Annotated in this window: 11 protein-coding genes; 7 read left to right on the top strand and 4 right to left on the bottom strand. The window is 42.9% G+C overall.

What is annotated here, in order from left to right; all coding sequences use genetic code 11:
* Positions 1–4: 4 nt before the first annotated feature.
* The 4 genes from DABAL43B_RS02535 to DABAL43B_RS02520 all read left to right on the top strand — a co-directional run bounded on the left by DABAL43B_RS02535 (position 5) and on the right by DABAL43B_RS02520 (position 4157).
* Positions 5–610 carry a 3'-5' exonuclease gene (locus DABAL43B_RS02535; protein ID WP_079690929.1) on the top strand — a complete coding sequence of 202 codons (606 nt, stop codon included), beginning with the start codon at positions 5–7 and terminating at the stop codon, positions 608–610.
* 135 nt (positions 611–745) lie between these two features.
* Positions 746–2836: a D-alanyl-D-alanine carboxypeptidase/D-alanyl-D-alanine-endopeptidase gene (locus tag DABAL43B_RS02530; protein ID WP_079693010.1), complete on the top strand. Its 2091-nt coding sequence runs from the start codon at positions 746–748 to the stop codon at positions 2834–2836.
* Positions 2837–2955: 119 nt separating this feature from the next.
* Positions 2956–3471, top strand: coding sequence for an ABZJ_00895 family protein (locus DABAL43B_RS02525; RefSeq protein ID WP_079690928.1), 516 nt, complete (start codon positions 2956–2958; stop codon positions 3469–3471).
* Positions 3472–3608: 137 nt separating this feature from the next.
* The gene (locus tag DABAL43B_RS02520) at positions 3609–4157 is read left to right on the top strand and encodes a DUF421 domain-containing protein (RefSeq protein ID WP_079690927.1); all 549 of its coding nucleotides are present in this window, start codon (positions 3609–3611) and stop codon (positions 4155–4157) included.
* A 213-nt stretch (positions 4158–4370) separates the two neighbouring features.
* On the opposite strand, the gene DABAL43B_RS02515 is transcribed toward DABAL43B_RS02520, so the two are convergent.
* The gene (locus tag DABAL43B_RS02515; protein WP_079690926.1) at positions 4371–4817 is read right to left on the bottom strand and encodes a DUF2147 domain-containing protein; all 447 of its coding nucleotides are present in this window, start codon (positions 4815–4817) and stop codon (positions 4371–4373) included.
* Between the two features lie 304 nt (positions 4818–5121).
* Between DABAL43B_RS02515 and rlmH the strand changes: the two genes are divergently transcribed.
* Positions 5122–5610 carry a 23S rRNA (pseudouridine(1915)-N(3))-methyltransferase RlmH gene (gene rlmH, locus DABAL43B_RS02510; protein WP_079690925.1) on the top strand — a complete coding sequence of 163 codons (489 nt, stop codon included), beginning with the start codon at positions 5122–5124 and terminating at the stop codon, positions 5608–5610.
* Positions 5611–5715: 105 nt separating this feature from the next.
* Positions 5716–6630 carry a DODA-type extradiol aromatic ring-opening family dioxygenase gene (locus DABAL43B_RS02505; protein ID WP_079690924.1) on the top strand — a complete coding sequence of 305 codons (915 nt, stop codon included), beginning with the start codon at positions 5716–5718 and terminating at the stop codon, positions 6628–6630.
* A gap of 66 nt (positions 6631–6696) precedes the next feature.
* On the opposite strand, the gene DABAL43B_RS02500 is transcribed toward DABAL43B_RS02505, so the two are convergent.
* The 3 genes from DABAL43B_RS02500 to DABAL43B_RS02490 all read right to left on the bottom strand — a co-directional run bounded on the left by DABAL43B_RS02500 (position 6697) and on the right by DABAL43B_RS02490 (position 12057).
* Complete coding sequence (locus DABAL43B_RS02500) at positions 6697–8190, bottom strand: amidase (protein ID WP_079690923.1); 1494 nt, start codon at positions 8188–8190, stop codon at positions 6697–6699.
* A 124-nt stretch (positions 8191–8314) separates the two neighbouring features.
* Complete coding sequence (locus DABAL43B_RS02495; protein WP_145952484.1) at positions 8315–8596, bottom strand: hypothetical protein; 282 nt, start codon at positions 8594–8596, stop codon at positions 8315–8317.
* A gap of 107 nt (positions 8597–8703) precedes the next feature.
* Positions 8704–12057 (bottom strand): DNA translocase FtsK 4TM domain-containing protein, encoded by a 3354-nt coding sequence (locus tag DABAL43B_RS02490; RefSeq protein ID WP_079690922.1) that lies wholly within the window; start codon positions 12055–12057, stop codon positions 8704–8706.
* A 711-nt stretch (positions 12058–12768) separates the two neighbouring features.
* Here DABAL43B_RS02490 and trxB point away from each other — a divergent pair.
* Complete coding sequence (trxB, locus tag DABAL43B_RS02485; protein ID WP_079690921.1) at positions 12769–13791, top strand: thioredoxin-disulfide reductase; 1023 nt, start codon at positions 12769–12771, stop codon at positions 13789–13791.
* The last annotated feature ends 87 nt before the right edge of the window (positions 13792–13878 follow it).

Here is a 13878-nt window from a genome sequence, read left to right as displayed (position 1 = left end):
TGATATGAGTTGGCTAAAACAGTTATCGTCTTCTTGGCAAAAAACACAGCTACAGCGCCCTGAGCTGGCATCGATGTTTACTAAACCTATGGCTGGGCAATGGGTAGCGATTGACTGTGAGATGACCGGACTCAATCCAAAAAAACATCACCTATTATCTGTTGCAGCCATTCATATCAATGGCGATACGATCGACACCGGTAATGGTCTACATTTGGTTTGCAAGCCACCTGTGATGCCTGATCGCGATACCATTATTATTCATGGTTTGCGCACCGCTGATGTTGAGCATGGAATGAGCTACGATGAGATGCTGGCGCTACTATTGCCTTTTATTGATAATCGACCTATAGTAGGGTTTTGCCCGCAGATAGATACGGGGTTTTTAAATCCTTTGGTAAAACACTATATGGGTACTCATTTGCCAAATGAAGTGATTGATGTCCGTCAGCTATATAGTCGACGTATGGTTGGTAGTACCCAAAGCATCCCCGGTCAGTCGCAGCATTTGACCAATATCTTAGCGCACTACGATATTCCTGAGCTTGGCACTCATGATGCTTATAATGATGCCATCATGACAGCGATGGCGTTTATGCATGTGCGCTAACTTTGACTATTTTGATAAAATAGTACGATAAAATCATACTTTCAACCATACCCTAGATCTACGAATCTGCATCTACGCGAAAATAGCAACTCATGTTACCATAGGTTGTTTTTGCCACCTGATGATAGACTGCTCATGCTTCCCACATTTAAATTTATTAAACACCCTACAAGCCACACCAAACTGAAAGCTAATAGCCAACATTTAAAACCGTCGAATCACATCACCAAACACTTATCAATAATCGTCTTATTTGCCACTTCTATTGTAGCGCCAATACACGTGCAAGCCGCATTACCAGAAGCAATCGAGACGGCGCTAGCGCGAGCTGATTTGACCGCAGCGGATATCAGTATCGTTATCACGCCAGTGGGTGATAAAAACGCCAGTCGATTACCCTCTCCTATTAAGGTCATTGATAGCGGTAATATTGATAGCAAAAATCTTAACACCACCAAAATCAATAGTAACTCAAAGCCTGCAAGCGCAGATAACATGAATGCTGAATCTAACAGCATTCATAAACAAACGACGCAAAATAATAATGGTAATAAACCAGTCGCAAGCCATCAAAGCGCCTTGGTGACCATCGAGAAGCGAACGATTACACAATACGAAAAACAGCTACATGCTTATACCGATGACCCTTATACCTATCAAAGTTTAGAGAGCAGCCCATCGCTATTGCCAGATGGAGCATCAACGCCTACTAACCATAGCAATAGAAACGATAATAGAAATGAAAGCAACAGCGACAGTAGTAATAAAAATAAGCAGGTTATAACCAACACTTCAATAAAAATCTCGTTTTCACCGTTACTAAATCATCAGCCCGATATCGCGCGTACACCCGCCAGCACAATGAAACTCGTCCCTAGCTTTATTGCGTTAGATACCTTGGGCGCTGACTTTGTCTGGCATACACGTGTCTATCACACAGGCATCATTATCGGTGACCAGCTATATGGCGACTTGATTATTCAAGGTAGCGGTGACCCAAAAATGACTCATGAGCGTTTGCAACACTTGCTATATAAAGTGCAAACGTCAGGTATTCGCCATATTAACGGCGATATTATCATTGATAGCACCATTTTTAAAAATGTCAGTAAAGACCCTGCTGCCTTTGATAATGCACCTCTGCGCCCTTATAATGCCAGCCCTGATGGTTTTTTGGTGAATTTTAGTAGTATCGGTATCCAAAGCTATCCGCTAAGTAATACCCAAGCACAGCTGACCTATACGCCGCAATTAGCAAACTATCAATTGCCTAACATGATAAATATACGCGCAGCTGCCTGTGGTCAAGCCCGCTATAGTCTCGCACCGCAGTGGCAACCGACACAGCTGACGCTAAATGCCAGTTTACCGGACAGCTGTGGCGAACATGCCTTTTATGTCGCTTACCCTGATGCCAAAGATTTTGCGGCGCGCGTCATCGCCGCCAAATGGCAAGCACTAGGTAATACGCTAAGTGGAAAAGTCATCAGCCAAGAAACCCCTTATGATGTGAATAAAAAGCCTAAATCACTGCGCGGTCTGGCCGCTATAGCTATGTCACCGTTGCCAATTGTCAGCTACCCATCGTTAAACTTGACGCAGCAAATTTATGATATCAATCACTTCTCTAATAATGTGATGACTGAACAAGTGGCGCTATCTATAGCGGCTTATAAAAAATTCAGCAGTGACGAGACCGTCAATGCAGCCATCAATGAAACCATAAATAAAACTGGTAATAAAACCATTGATAAGCTCCAAACCAGTTTATACCAGTTTGGTAAGCCTACTACTACGAGCTATCCTCTTGCCTTACAGACCATAAACCAATGGTGGCAAACCCATCTGACCACACCGCCGCCACATCTAACCAATGGTTCAGGACTCTGCCGCGACTGCACGATCAGCGCCGCTAATTTAAGCGAGCTATTGACCTACGCTTACAGCCATCCAAACTTTGATGCCTACGTCAGCTCATTAGGTATCGCTGGGGTCAGCGGTACTATTACCGCTCATAGCGAACGCTTACCTGAATCGCAAGCCATTGGTCGATCTTGGATAAAAACGGGTACCTTAAATAATGTCACTTCGATGGCAGGCTATGTCAAAGGGCTGTCCGGACAAGATTATGTGGTGGTTGGACTGATCAATAGCGAACAGGCGCTAAATGCTTATACAGCAAGACCGGTTTTAGATGCGATGCTTGATTGGACGGCGCAGCATTGATCGTTTTTTATTATAGTCAATATACTTTATAAGCAAGACAATGCTGCTGGGATAAATATTTTGCAGCTTTTATCGCGCTTTTATCAAAACGACGCTCTCCCCTTTATAAAGGTCATCTTATGTCACGCAAATCGCCGCAACTTAGTAAGTCTACTACTCAATCAGGACGTCATGGATTGCCGCCAAGCGCAAAACTTACTCAACCTAAACTGACACCCTATGTTGGATTTTTTGCCGTTGGTTATATTCTTGCCAGTGCGCTATTTATGATTATTCAAACCAAGTTTCCCCTAAACGCGCAAATGGTGACCGTGCTATCCATCATTATGGGCGCTTATATTGCGGTGCAGAAATTTATCAAGCATCAACAGCGCGCATTGGATAGCAGTGAAATCAATCGCTTAATGTTCGGTGGGGTAGCTGTGGTTTGGCTGCTCACTGTCGTTTATTTCTTAGGTATCTGGTTCTTTTTATTTGATGCAGTGAGCCGTGAGGTGCTACTCGATATGAGCATGCAACAGCCGCTACCGCTGCTTTCTGCATTAATCATGATATTGGTACTTAGTTTAGTGAGCGCACGCATCAGTATTTGGGCCCTCAATCGTCTGCTCGATCCTAATCGCAAAGCCAGTTAAGTATTTATTGCTATTAAATGATGATTGAACGCTTTAACGTCATCGACAAGCGACTACAAAGTTTCTGCCCTATTCATACGTAAATTCCGTTACGCTGTCTTTAGGACGATTAACTTTAATTAGTAGGAGCTAAGACCATGGACACACTTTTTTTTGACAATATCGATAAGCTTGGACGTATTGTTCTGACTACGGTCATGGTTTATATTTTGATTGTGGTCGCCACCAAAATCTCCGGCAAACGCTCTACCTCACAGCTCAATAATTTTGATTGGATTGTCACCGTGATGATTGGCTCATTGAGCGCCAGTACTATTTTGCTCAAAGACATCCCTTTTATCGAAGGTATGTCTTCTATTGTAGTGCTCTATCTATTACAATTTTTGGTTACCAAATACGCCTCTATTTCACCGCAATTTAGCAGTTTTATTTTATCTGAGCCGCGCATTGTTTTTTATCAAGGGCAGTTTTTGCCCGATGCGATGCGTGCCGAGCGTCTGACTCGACAAGAGATTGAATGCGCCATGCGTTCTGAAGGTATTCACCGTTTCGATGATGTCGAGGCCATTGTTTTTGAATCGGACGCCAAACTCACCATCATTCCAAAACCTACTTTGTCTGATAATAGCGATAATCCTCAGTGGGAAGATGGCGCGGTATCAGAGACGATTGCGCCACTTATGTAATGTCGCTACTAAAAAGCGCTACTAATAAAAAACCTTAAATATACCAATAAATGTGCAAAAATTAAAAAGGATAGCCAATATATATTAGCTATCCTTTTACTTTTGACACTTTTTCCTAAATGCTTTTTCTCTCGTTATTCTTGCTTCAATAGATTTATTTTAAGTAAAAACAACCAGAGCTGCTATCAATAAATGATAGGATTAACAGCCAATTTACTTAATACGCTGCCACGTTTGCGAGCGACCAAAGACTGGTGAACCGACATAGCCGCGTAATTTCATGCTTTGACCATTATCACTCAATGTAAGCTTTCCAGAATAGGTTTTTCCTGACTCAGGATCGACCAGTTTGCCATCACTCCATTGATTATTACCATCAGCTTTTAAGCCTGACAATATTTGTAACCCTTCAATAGGCTTGTTCTTTAGGCTACCGGGACACTTGGTGCAAACGGCGTCAGCATTTTGTTTATTGAGGACTTTGATAATTTTTCCTGACACTTTACCACTGTTTTCAGTGAGCTGAATAACGGCCTTTTTTTCACCGGTTTTATCGTCGATAGTTTGCCACTGTGTGCCATTTAAAGAAGCAGCAAAAACAGAGGTAGATAGCAGTGCACCGGCACTCAGGGTAAGTAAACTTGATATAGTACGATTCATGAACGACTCCTTTCGCTTAAAAAATGTTTCAAGCTAGCTTTTGGTTTATTATAAAGACATCATACTGTTGTTCCTTATCTCCTTAAGAAATACCTCACTTTCTTGAACTCTTTTTAAGCAAGTAATCTTTAAGAGAACAACTTTTAGAAAGGCAATTTTTAATAAAACAGAAAAATAAAGAACAACTGTTTGTCGAATGCTAGTAAAGCACAAAACTTTGCTTTGTAAAAGGTTCGTTTGTTACATTACCTTAAGCGCAGAATTTTTTTGTTACAATTAATCATCTATTGAAATGGTACGCACTATGAAAGTAAGAATATTGACCGTTGGTAATAAAATGCCAAAATGGGTACAAACTGGTTTTGATGAATACTACAAACGTATCCAGCCGATGCTCAGTACAGAAATTGTTGAAATTGCTGCGGCAAAACGCGCTAAAAACCCTTCGGATGCCAATTTGGCTCAATACCGTGAGCAAGAAGGTCTGGCAATATTAGCCGCTCATGCTGCTGGAGGACGTGAACAATTATGGGTATTGGATGTGAAAGGTAAAATGCTTTCCACCGAAGATTTGGCAGATAAACTGGCTGATGGCATGCAGCAAGGTGATGATATTGCCTTAGTCATCGGTGGTGCCGACGGGGTATCACCAGAGGTATTGGCAAAAGCAGATGTGAAATGGTCATTATCAGCGCTTACGCTACCGCATCCTTTAGTACGCGTTGTGCTCATGGAGCAGCTATATCGAGCGATGAGTATCAATCATAACCATCCTTATCACCGTGGTAATTAAAACCAATGTAAAGATAATGCAAAAACAATTACCTCGTAAAAACGTCATAAACAATCACAATGATCAACAGATTGAAAACTGGGCGCGTGCCCTAATAAATGCAACATGAGATATCCTAAACCTGCAACACCTAATGCTCAAAGTGCCAATCAGCAACGCGATGACAACCGTGACGATTTGTCTACTCCACTAATATCGACGCCAATCACAGCGGCGGCGGCTTGGGCAGATGCGCCGACTATATCGAGTGCAGCGAAACGACCGAAACTACCTGCGCTATTTATCTCGCATGGTGCTCCGACGCTCGCTATCGAACAATCAGCCACGACAAGCGCGCTGGCACGTATAGGACAAAACCTACCTAAGCCCCGCGCTATCGTCATTATGTCTGCGCATTGGCAATCGGCCAAACTTGAAATCAGTAGTAATCCGCAGCCAAAGACTTGGCATGACTTTTCAGGCTTTAACCCTGAGCTGTATGAGCTTCAATATCCTGCTGCTGGTCACCCAGCACTTGCCGAGACACTGGCGCAGCAACTGAGCGCGCGCGGTATTGTTTGTCGGGTTAATCCCTTGCGTGTCAGCGACCATGGCGTATGGGCGCCACTTTTACACCTGTATCCGCAGGCCGATATTCCTATCGTACAAATATCCTTGCCACACTATTATGACAGTATCGCCTGCTATCAATTGGGCGCACAATTAGCACAGCTGCGCCATGAGCAAATTCTGATTATTGGCTCAGGGAATATTACGCATAATTTACAGGCGTTACGCTGGCAAGCAGAGAGTATTGACCAAACCGCAAAAAACTTTAAAGTCTGGTTACTACAACAGCTAAAAACAGACATTCCTAGCGCTCTGGACTGGCAGCAATACCCTGACTACAAGGATATACATCCAAGCGATGAGCATCTACTGCCACTATTTTTTGCTTTAGGTGCTGGTCAGCGCGTCTCTGTCGTCCACCAAAGTATGGCGCACCATAGTTTAGGCATGGATATCTATCGCTTTGATTAAAACAATTGAATCAAAGCAAAAGCAATAGATATAAAGCGTCAGACAGATATAGACAGGCATATAAAACTACATCTCAAACGCAAGTTTGGTAAATAAACCGGCGCGCTCCATCTCTCCAGCGACACTCAATAACGTCGTTTCATCATTCATGCGCCCAATCAGCTGCATACCAATTGGCAGACCTTTTTTGCTCATGCCGACGGGCAATGACATAGCCGGTAGTCCAGTAATATTACCTAATAAAGTAAAGCCCATTTTCCCTAGTACTGGCGAACTTAACTTTTCAATCACTCCCGAACTAAAGGCATATTTACCCATATCAATGCCTTTGTTTAGCAAACCCGCACTACGCATAAGCATCTCATCCATCCGACTTGGTGGTAGTACGCCATGTTTCACTGCAGGTGTCGGGACGGTTGGGCACAAAATCATATCGTAGGTCTCTAACAACAGACCGGTTTGATATTGGCTATCATGCCAGCCCTGCTTAGCGTGAGCCAAATCAACGGCAGATAATGAACGTCCAAGCATCGCCATATTATACGTTTGCGGCTCAAGATTTTGTATGTGCTGTGCACCGTGGCAACGCTCGATATTATCGATGGTAAAAGCAGTATGCGCGCAGACTACCACTAAAAAATCATGCCAAAACTGTTCAATATTAATATTAGGTTCAGCAGGCACCACACGATGCCCCATGGCTTCCAGCTGCTTAGCTGTCTGCTCTAATACGGCAAGGACTTCTTTATCGACCACAGTATTAGCGACCAACGGTTGTTGATGCAAGGCGATGGTTAATTGCCTTGGCACGCGCATTGCGGCCTCTAGAAAGGTACTATCTGGTGGCGCAATAATATAAGGCGCACCGATCTCTGCACCGCTAGTCGCATCAAGCATGGCGGCACTATCGCGCACGCTACGCGTAATCACATGATCTGCCACTGCCCCTTCCCAGCCTTCGCCAAATAAGGGACCCATTGGGTTGCGACCACGACTGGGTTTAAGTCCAAATGTACCACACCACGCGGCAGGAAAACGAATAGAGCCACCACCATCACCAGCGCCTGCCATCGGTACGATACCGCTTGCCACAGCCGCCGCACTACCACCCGATGACCCACCAGAGCTATAACCTTTCTTAAAAGGGTTGTGAGTCACGCCATGCGCTTTTGGTTCAGTGGTGATAATCAAGCCAAATTCTGGGGTATTGGTTTTACCAAAAGTGTTCACACCCGTGGCTTTCATACGCTTGACGATTTCGTTATCGCTTTTTGATATGATATTGACACTACGGCTGCCCATGGTGAGAGGTTCATCAGCGAAGCTAAAAGATAAGTCTTTTAATAAATAAGGGACGCCGTTAAATACACCGGCTGGCAGTCCTGCCTGCGCTGCATTATAAGCACGCTCGTCAAAACGATGAATAATAGCGTTCAATTTAGGATTGAGCTGATTGGCTTGATCGACTGCCGCATCAAGCAACTCTTTAGCGCTGACTTCCCCTGCATTAACCAATGCCGCTAGTGCTAACGCATCGTATTGGGTATATTCTTTAAACATAACCGACCTTCCTTGGTTTATAAGTGTTAAATGAAGTTAAACTACTATAGCGTTGTTTTCTTAGTGATATCTACTCATAAAAAAAGCCAAACAGTTATGCTTGACTTTTTTATTTCTGAAAGCTTTACTTCAGTTCAAACTGAACAAACCTATTCCACTCTTCAATCGCATTATTTATTGATTTTTGATGATTTTTAATCCCACGGTTCTGTTCATCAACAAAGTCGTTAATACAACTTTGATACTTGTTAACATCATCGACAAACCGATTGTATTGAGACTCAGATGTAAAATTGTAGGGTTTACTAGGCTTAGAACAATACATTTGTTTTTGAAACGTATCAGCAAGCGTAATATTGGAAATACATAAAGTCGCAATGATAATAGTAAATACCATTTTTTTCATAAAACTTCCTATATATTAAGCAGGCGTAGTTATTACTCTTGATATTTATTCAAATATAAATAACCAACGATAACTAATTAAAACTACTTTTCAAAATCAACATTTTTCTACATTAATAGCTCACGTTTACCACTCTTACCCATTGAGCTGACCAGCCCCGCATCCTCCATTGAGTCTACAATACGCGCGGCACGATTATAACCAATGCTGAATTTACGCTGGATACTAGAAGCAGAAACTTTACGTGTCTCCATAATAAAACCAACGGCTTCATTATAAAGATCATCATCTTCACCAGAGGCGCTGGCACTACTGCCGCCACCGGGACTAGACAACTCAAAATTGCCAGCCATATTATCAATGTAATCAGGTGCACCGCGCTCACGCCATGCATCACAGACACTATTGACTTCTTCATCGCTGACATAGGCACCATGGACACGATCCGGTTCAATCTGTCCGGGCCCTAAGAACAGCATATCACCATTACCAAGCATATCTTCTGCGCCACCACTATCCAAAATAGTGCGCGAATCCACTTTTGAGTTCACTCGTAGCGCCGCTCGTACTGGAATATTAGCTTTAATCAAACCGGTAATCACATCAACCGATGGACGCTGAGTCGCAAGAATTAAGTGAATCCCTGCTGCCCGCGATTTTTGCGCCAAGCGTGTAATTAATTCTTCCGCCTGCTTGCCAACCTGCATAATCATATCAGCAAACTCATCGGCAACGATCACAATCATAGGTAAAGTCTTGAGCTTAGGTGCTTGACTAATACTCACGCTGTCATTGGGTCGCCATAACGGGTCAAGCATGGGATTACCTGATTTTTCAGCAGCGATAACTTTTTTGTTAAACTCATTCAGCTTACGGACTTTTAATAAGCTCATGAGCTGATAACGACGTTCCATCTCTGCGACGCACCATGACAAAGCGCTGGCAGCTTCGGTCATATCGGTAACGACTGGCGTCAGCAAATGCGGAATATCATTATAGTTGGCAAGCTCAAGTTGCTTAGGATCGATAAGAATCATCCGCAGCTCATTCGGCGTATATTTAAGCAGCATCGATAGTAACATGGCGTTGACCAAGACTGATTTACCAGAGCCTGTCGTACCAGCAACCAACATATGGGGCGCTCGTGCAAGATCAGTAATAATAGCTTTACCGCCAATATCTTTACCCATCGCCATACTAATTTGTGCTTTAGGATCTTTAAATTTTTCGGTATCCAATAGCTCAATCAAGCGCACCATTTCGCGCTGTTTATTGGGCACTTCAATGCCAATATAGGGTTTACCGGGAATCACTTCGACGACACGTAAGGATGCCATTGATAATGAACGTGCCAAATCCCGTGAAATCCCCGTGACTTTACTGGCTTTTATTCCAGGTGCTAGGTCTACTTCAAAGCGGGTCACCACAGGACCTGGAATCGCATTGACGACGTTTGCTTTTACATTGAACTCTTGTAACTTAATCTCCAAAAGCTCTGATAATTGTTCAAGCTCAGCAAGCGTATAGCTTGGCTGACGATTGGGATCTGGCTTATCTAAAATAGACATCTCTGGAATCGGTGACAGACTGCTACGATAAGCAGCCGTTTGCATCGATCGTGATTTTTGGCTGAACGCAATATCATCACTAATATGCGGCATAACGGGCGCATTACTATCTTCAACGCTATCGTCTTCCGGCATCATATCGGTAATATGATTGCTGCTATCGCCTTCTGGCACCGCAAAGCTTACCGTTGGCTTCGTAGCTGTTATTAACTGCTTATCTGGCGTTGAAGCGCTAGTTTCTACCGTAGGAGGTAACTTAGGGTTAGCAGGCGGGGTATTGGTTGGCGTCATATCAGTGGTTTCGAAAGCTGGCGCAATCACATTTACCACTTTTGACGCACTGCCCATGCCGGCTATAGAAGAGGAGTCCAAGTCATTTGAGAACTCAGCTTTTTCAACAGACCATTCATTAGAAAAGTCATCAGCAGGTTTATTAACTGAGTCATTCACTAAATTATCAGATACCTCTACAGTAGGCGCAAATACCGTCTCTAATATTGGTGCTTCTTCCTCTTTACCTAGTTCAGTAGCTGAAGGCACTGCTGCATGTTCTGCTAACCATGCATCCACTAAGGTATCAACAGTGTCAACTGAATCAGAAATATCAGTGTTCGTATGATGTTCAGCATTTACCAATGAATGGACTTGTGATTCGTTAGGCAACTGAACACTCTCTTGATTGGTATCAAAAGCAGGTTGAGTAGACGTTATATTTGTCGTTGAGAGTTCTTTACTATCCGTCTCTGCATCAGAAACGTCTATATTTGAGCTATCAAAAAAGTCAGCGGCAGATTCATCTGAACGTGGCGCGTTTATCGTAGCAGAATCATAAGGTATCGTATCCTGCCCCATATTCATCTCATTCGCCAACAAATCATCGACAGTATTGGCATCGTTCCATGCAAAACTCGGTTCAACTTTTCTTACTGGCGTTATAGGAGCGTTTGAAACAGGCGTTGATCCTTGATTAGGATTAGAGATAGTGGCACTACTAGGCATGGTGGCAGCCGTTTGTAATTGCTCATCCCGTCTTGCACTATCACTTGCTGCTTGTGCCGCTGCTATCATAGAGGCTTTTACGCCAGCACCCAGTCCTGAAGTCGATAAAAAATCTGTCAAAACGTTACTGAAACGACCACTTCTACTTCCATTTTCCCTATTACCAGCGTGGTCAGCGGCTTGCAATTCAAGCGGTAACTGCTCATATTCTTGCTGGTTTTTTTCAGCCATCACAGTGTCATTAACATCCTGTTGGACAGCATCGGCTTCTTGTGATGTTTGACTATGATCAAACTCACTATCTTGGTTTCTGATACCAGAGCCAAGCCACGACCATGACTTGATTTTTTCATAAATCGTCAGCCAATGGATATTAAAAGCAAACGTGGCCGTAATAATGACGAACACTGTCAAAAACGTCACACTCCCCCACTGCGACAACAGCTGAGCCAGCCGCGCTTGTAATTCAAGACCGATAATACCGCCAGCAACACCCTTGAGACCTGACACCATGGGATCCGCTACCTGCTGCACCAAAGCAATCACTTGCGCAAATAAGGCGCTGGCACTTAAAATTAAAAATACATAAGCAACCAAGCGTAGTAGCCAAAATGTTGGTTTGTTATCCCACCAAATTAGGATAGATTCATAAACCAAAAACGCCAGCAACCACCACGCGCCAAAACCAAAAAAGCTGTAGAGCAAATCTGATAGCCAAGCACCCGTCTCGCCGCCCATATTATTAATCGCAGTCATATCACTACTGATGTGCGACCAGCTAGGATCATTACCCGTATAAGTCATTAAAATGACAAACAAGTAAACCGCTAGTATTGACCCAAGTAGGGTAAATATGCCCTTTTTTAAATAATCAATAAGTGGTGCTGATATCACGTAAGATCTGCCTTGTTGTTAATACTAAATGGTCGCCAACTCATGATTAAGCTTAATCATGCTGACATAAATTCCTGATAGAGACTGCTGCAATAGGTTACTACTGATGCGGCGTAATGATACGAAAACTGTATCTAAAATATTACCGTAAAATATTAAACGCGTTACTGTTTTTATTTTGTGCTCGGCATATAACTTCTTATAATAACAAATACATAGCTGCCGTGGCGACCGTCTTATAAATAAAGAGCATAAGAAAATCAATCTGGCAGTAATTTCATTAAAAATACGGCCATTAAGAAAGACTGACTTTATTTTTGCAGTAAAACATAGTCAAAATACTTTAACAACGCTACAGTACTGCTGGTATAAATTTTTTGTAGCCTCTGTCTGTGTAGGCACAGCAAGCAAGAAAAATTCATACTAGCAGTACGTGATATATCAATATTACTTTCCCATGACTATATTTGAATATTGACTCATTTTGAACACTAAAATTTCAAGCGTCAGATGCTTTAGTTCTAATGATACCCATATTTGTTTTAGCAAACTTGCACTTTTTGCTCTTAGCCCTTATGTTATTATCACATAGCAACGATAAAAACCAGATACGTCGTCATTTTTACGCTTATCTTTTATAATACTTATAATATCTACTTATTATTTTAACGTTGAACCTTTTCACTTTTATTGCTCTAGCAAGGAAATCTTATGGCAACTGATAATACTGCTCCACGCCACGAAAAATTGATTATTTTAGGTTCAGGTCCTGCCGGATATTCGGCAGCGGTCTATGCGGCGCGCGCCAATTTAAAGCCTGTTATGGTTACGGGCATGGAAGTCGGCGGACAGCTCACGACCACCACCGAAGTCGATAACTGGCCGGGTGATGCACATGATTTAACGGGTCCTGCGCTCATGGATCGTATGAAAGCCCATGCCGAACGCTTTGGTACAGAACTGGTTTATGACCATATTAATGAAGTTAATTTAAATGTACGCCCTTTTGAGCTGACTGGTAATAATGGCAACTACACTTGTGATGCATTAATTATTTCAACAGGCGCATCAGCACAGTATTTAGGTCTAGAGTCAGAAACCAAATTCAGAGGGCTTGGCGTTTCCGCTTGTGCGACTTGTGATGGCTTCTTTTATAAAGGCCAAAAAGTTGCGGTCATTGGCGGTGGTAACACGGCTGTTGAAGAAGCGCTGTATTTATCGAATATCGCAGCTGAAGTCACTTTAGTGCATCGCCGTGATAGCTTGCGCTCTGAGAAAATCCTTCAAGACAAACTGTTTGAAAAAGCTAAAAACGGCAATATCAAAATCGAGTGGAACCACAGCGTAAAAGAAGTGGTTGGTGATGACATGGGCGTTAATGGCGTTGTCATCGAATCTATGATCGATGGCAGCACTAAGCAACTGGATGTGTTCGGTATGTTTGTCGCTATTGGTCATAAGCCCAATACTGACTTATTTAAAGGTCAGTTAGAGATGAAAGATGGCTACCTTATTGTCAATAGTGGACTTAATGGCAATGCGACCCAAACCAGCATTGAAGGCGTCTTTGCCGCAGGTGACGTGGCAGATCATGTGTATCGTCAAGCGATTACTTCTGCGGGTACAGGCTGTATGGCAGCACTCGATGCTGAAAAGTATCTAGATGCAATAGGCGAAACGGTTGCTCGTGATCATACTTATGACTCTACGTTGACTGCAGACAAAGAAGCTTAAGTGAGCAACTCTTCTAAAGACGACGACCGCATTGATATTGATATCAATGCGGCTCATATAACGTCTGAGACCTTTGGTAAAAATATC

The organism is Psychrobacter sp. DAB_AL43B, from assembly GCF_900168255.1.
GTDB lineage: Bacteria > Pseudomonadota > Gammaproteobacteria > Pseudomonadales > Moraxellaceae > Psychrobacter.
This window is presented reverse-complemented; position numbering and strand designations above follow the sequence as displayed.

Excerpts from the sequence above, each read along its gene's own strand:
- DABAL43B_RS02535 (WP_079690929.1), top strand. The coding sequence starts at position 5 with ATGAGTTGGCTAAAACAGTTATCGTCTTCTTGGCAAAAAACACAGCTA.
- DABAL43B_RS02530 (WP_079693010.1), top strand. The coding sequence starts at position 746 with ATGCTTCCCACATTTAAATTTATTAAACACCCTACAAGCCACACCAAA.
- DABAL43B_RS02525 (WP_079690928.1), top strand. The coding sequence starts at position 2,956 with ATGTCACGCAAATCGCCGCAACTTAGTAAGTCTACTACTCAATCAGGA.
- DABAL43B_RS02520 (WP_079690927.1), top strand. The coding sequence starts at position 3,609 with ATGGACACACTTTTTTTTGACAATATCGATAAGCTTGGACGTATTGTT.
- DABAL43B_RS02515 (WP_079690926.1), bottom strand. The coding sequence starts at position 4,817 with ATGAATCGTACTATATCAAGTTTACTTACCCTGAGTGCCGGTGCACTG.
- rlmH (WP_079690925.1), top strand. The coding sequence starts at position 5,122 with ATGAAAGTAAGAATATTGACCGTTGGTAATAAAATGCCAAAATGGGTA.
- DABAL43B_RS02505 (WP_079690924.1), top strand. The coding sequence starts at position 5,716 with ATGAGATATCCTAAACCTGCAACACCTAATGCTCAAAGTGCCAATCAG.
- DABAL43B_RS02500 (WP_079690923.1), bottom strand. The coding sequence starts at position 8,190 with ATGTTTAAAGAATATACCCAATACGATGCGTTAGCACTAGCGGCATTG.
- DABAL43B_RS02495 (WP_145952484.1), bottom strand. The coding sequence starts at position 8,596 with ATGAAAAAAATGGTATTTACTATTATCATTGCGACTTTATGTATTTCC.
- trxB (WP_079690921.1), top strand. The coding sequence starts at position 12,769 with ATGGCAACTGATAATACTGCTCCACGCCACGAAAAATTGATTATTTTA.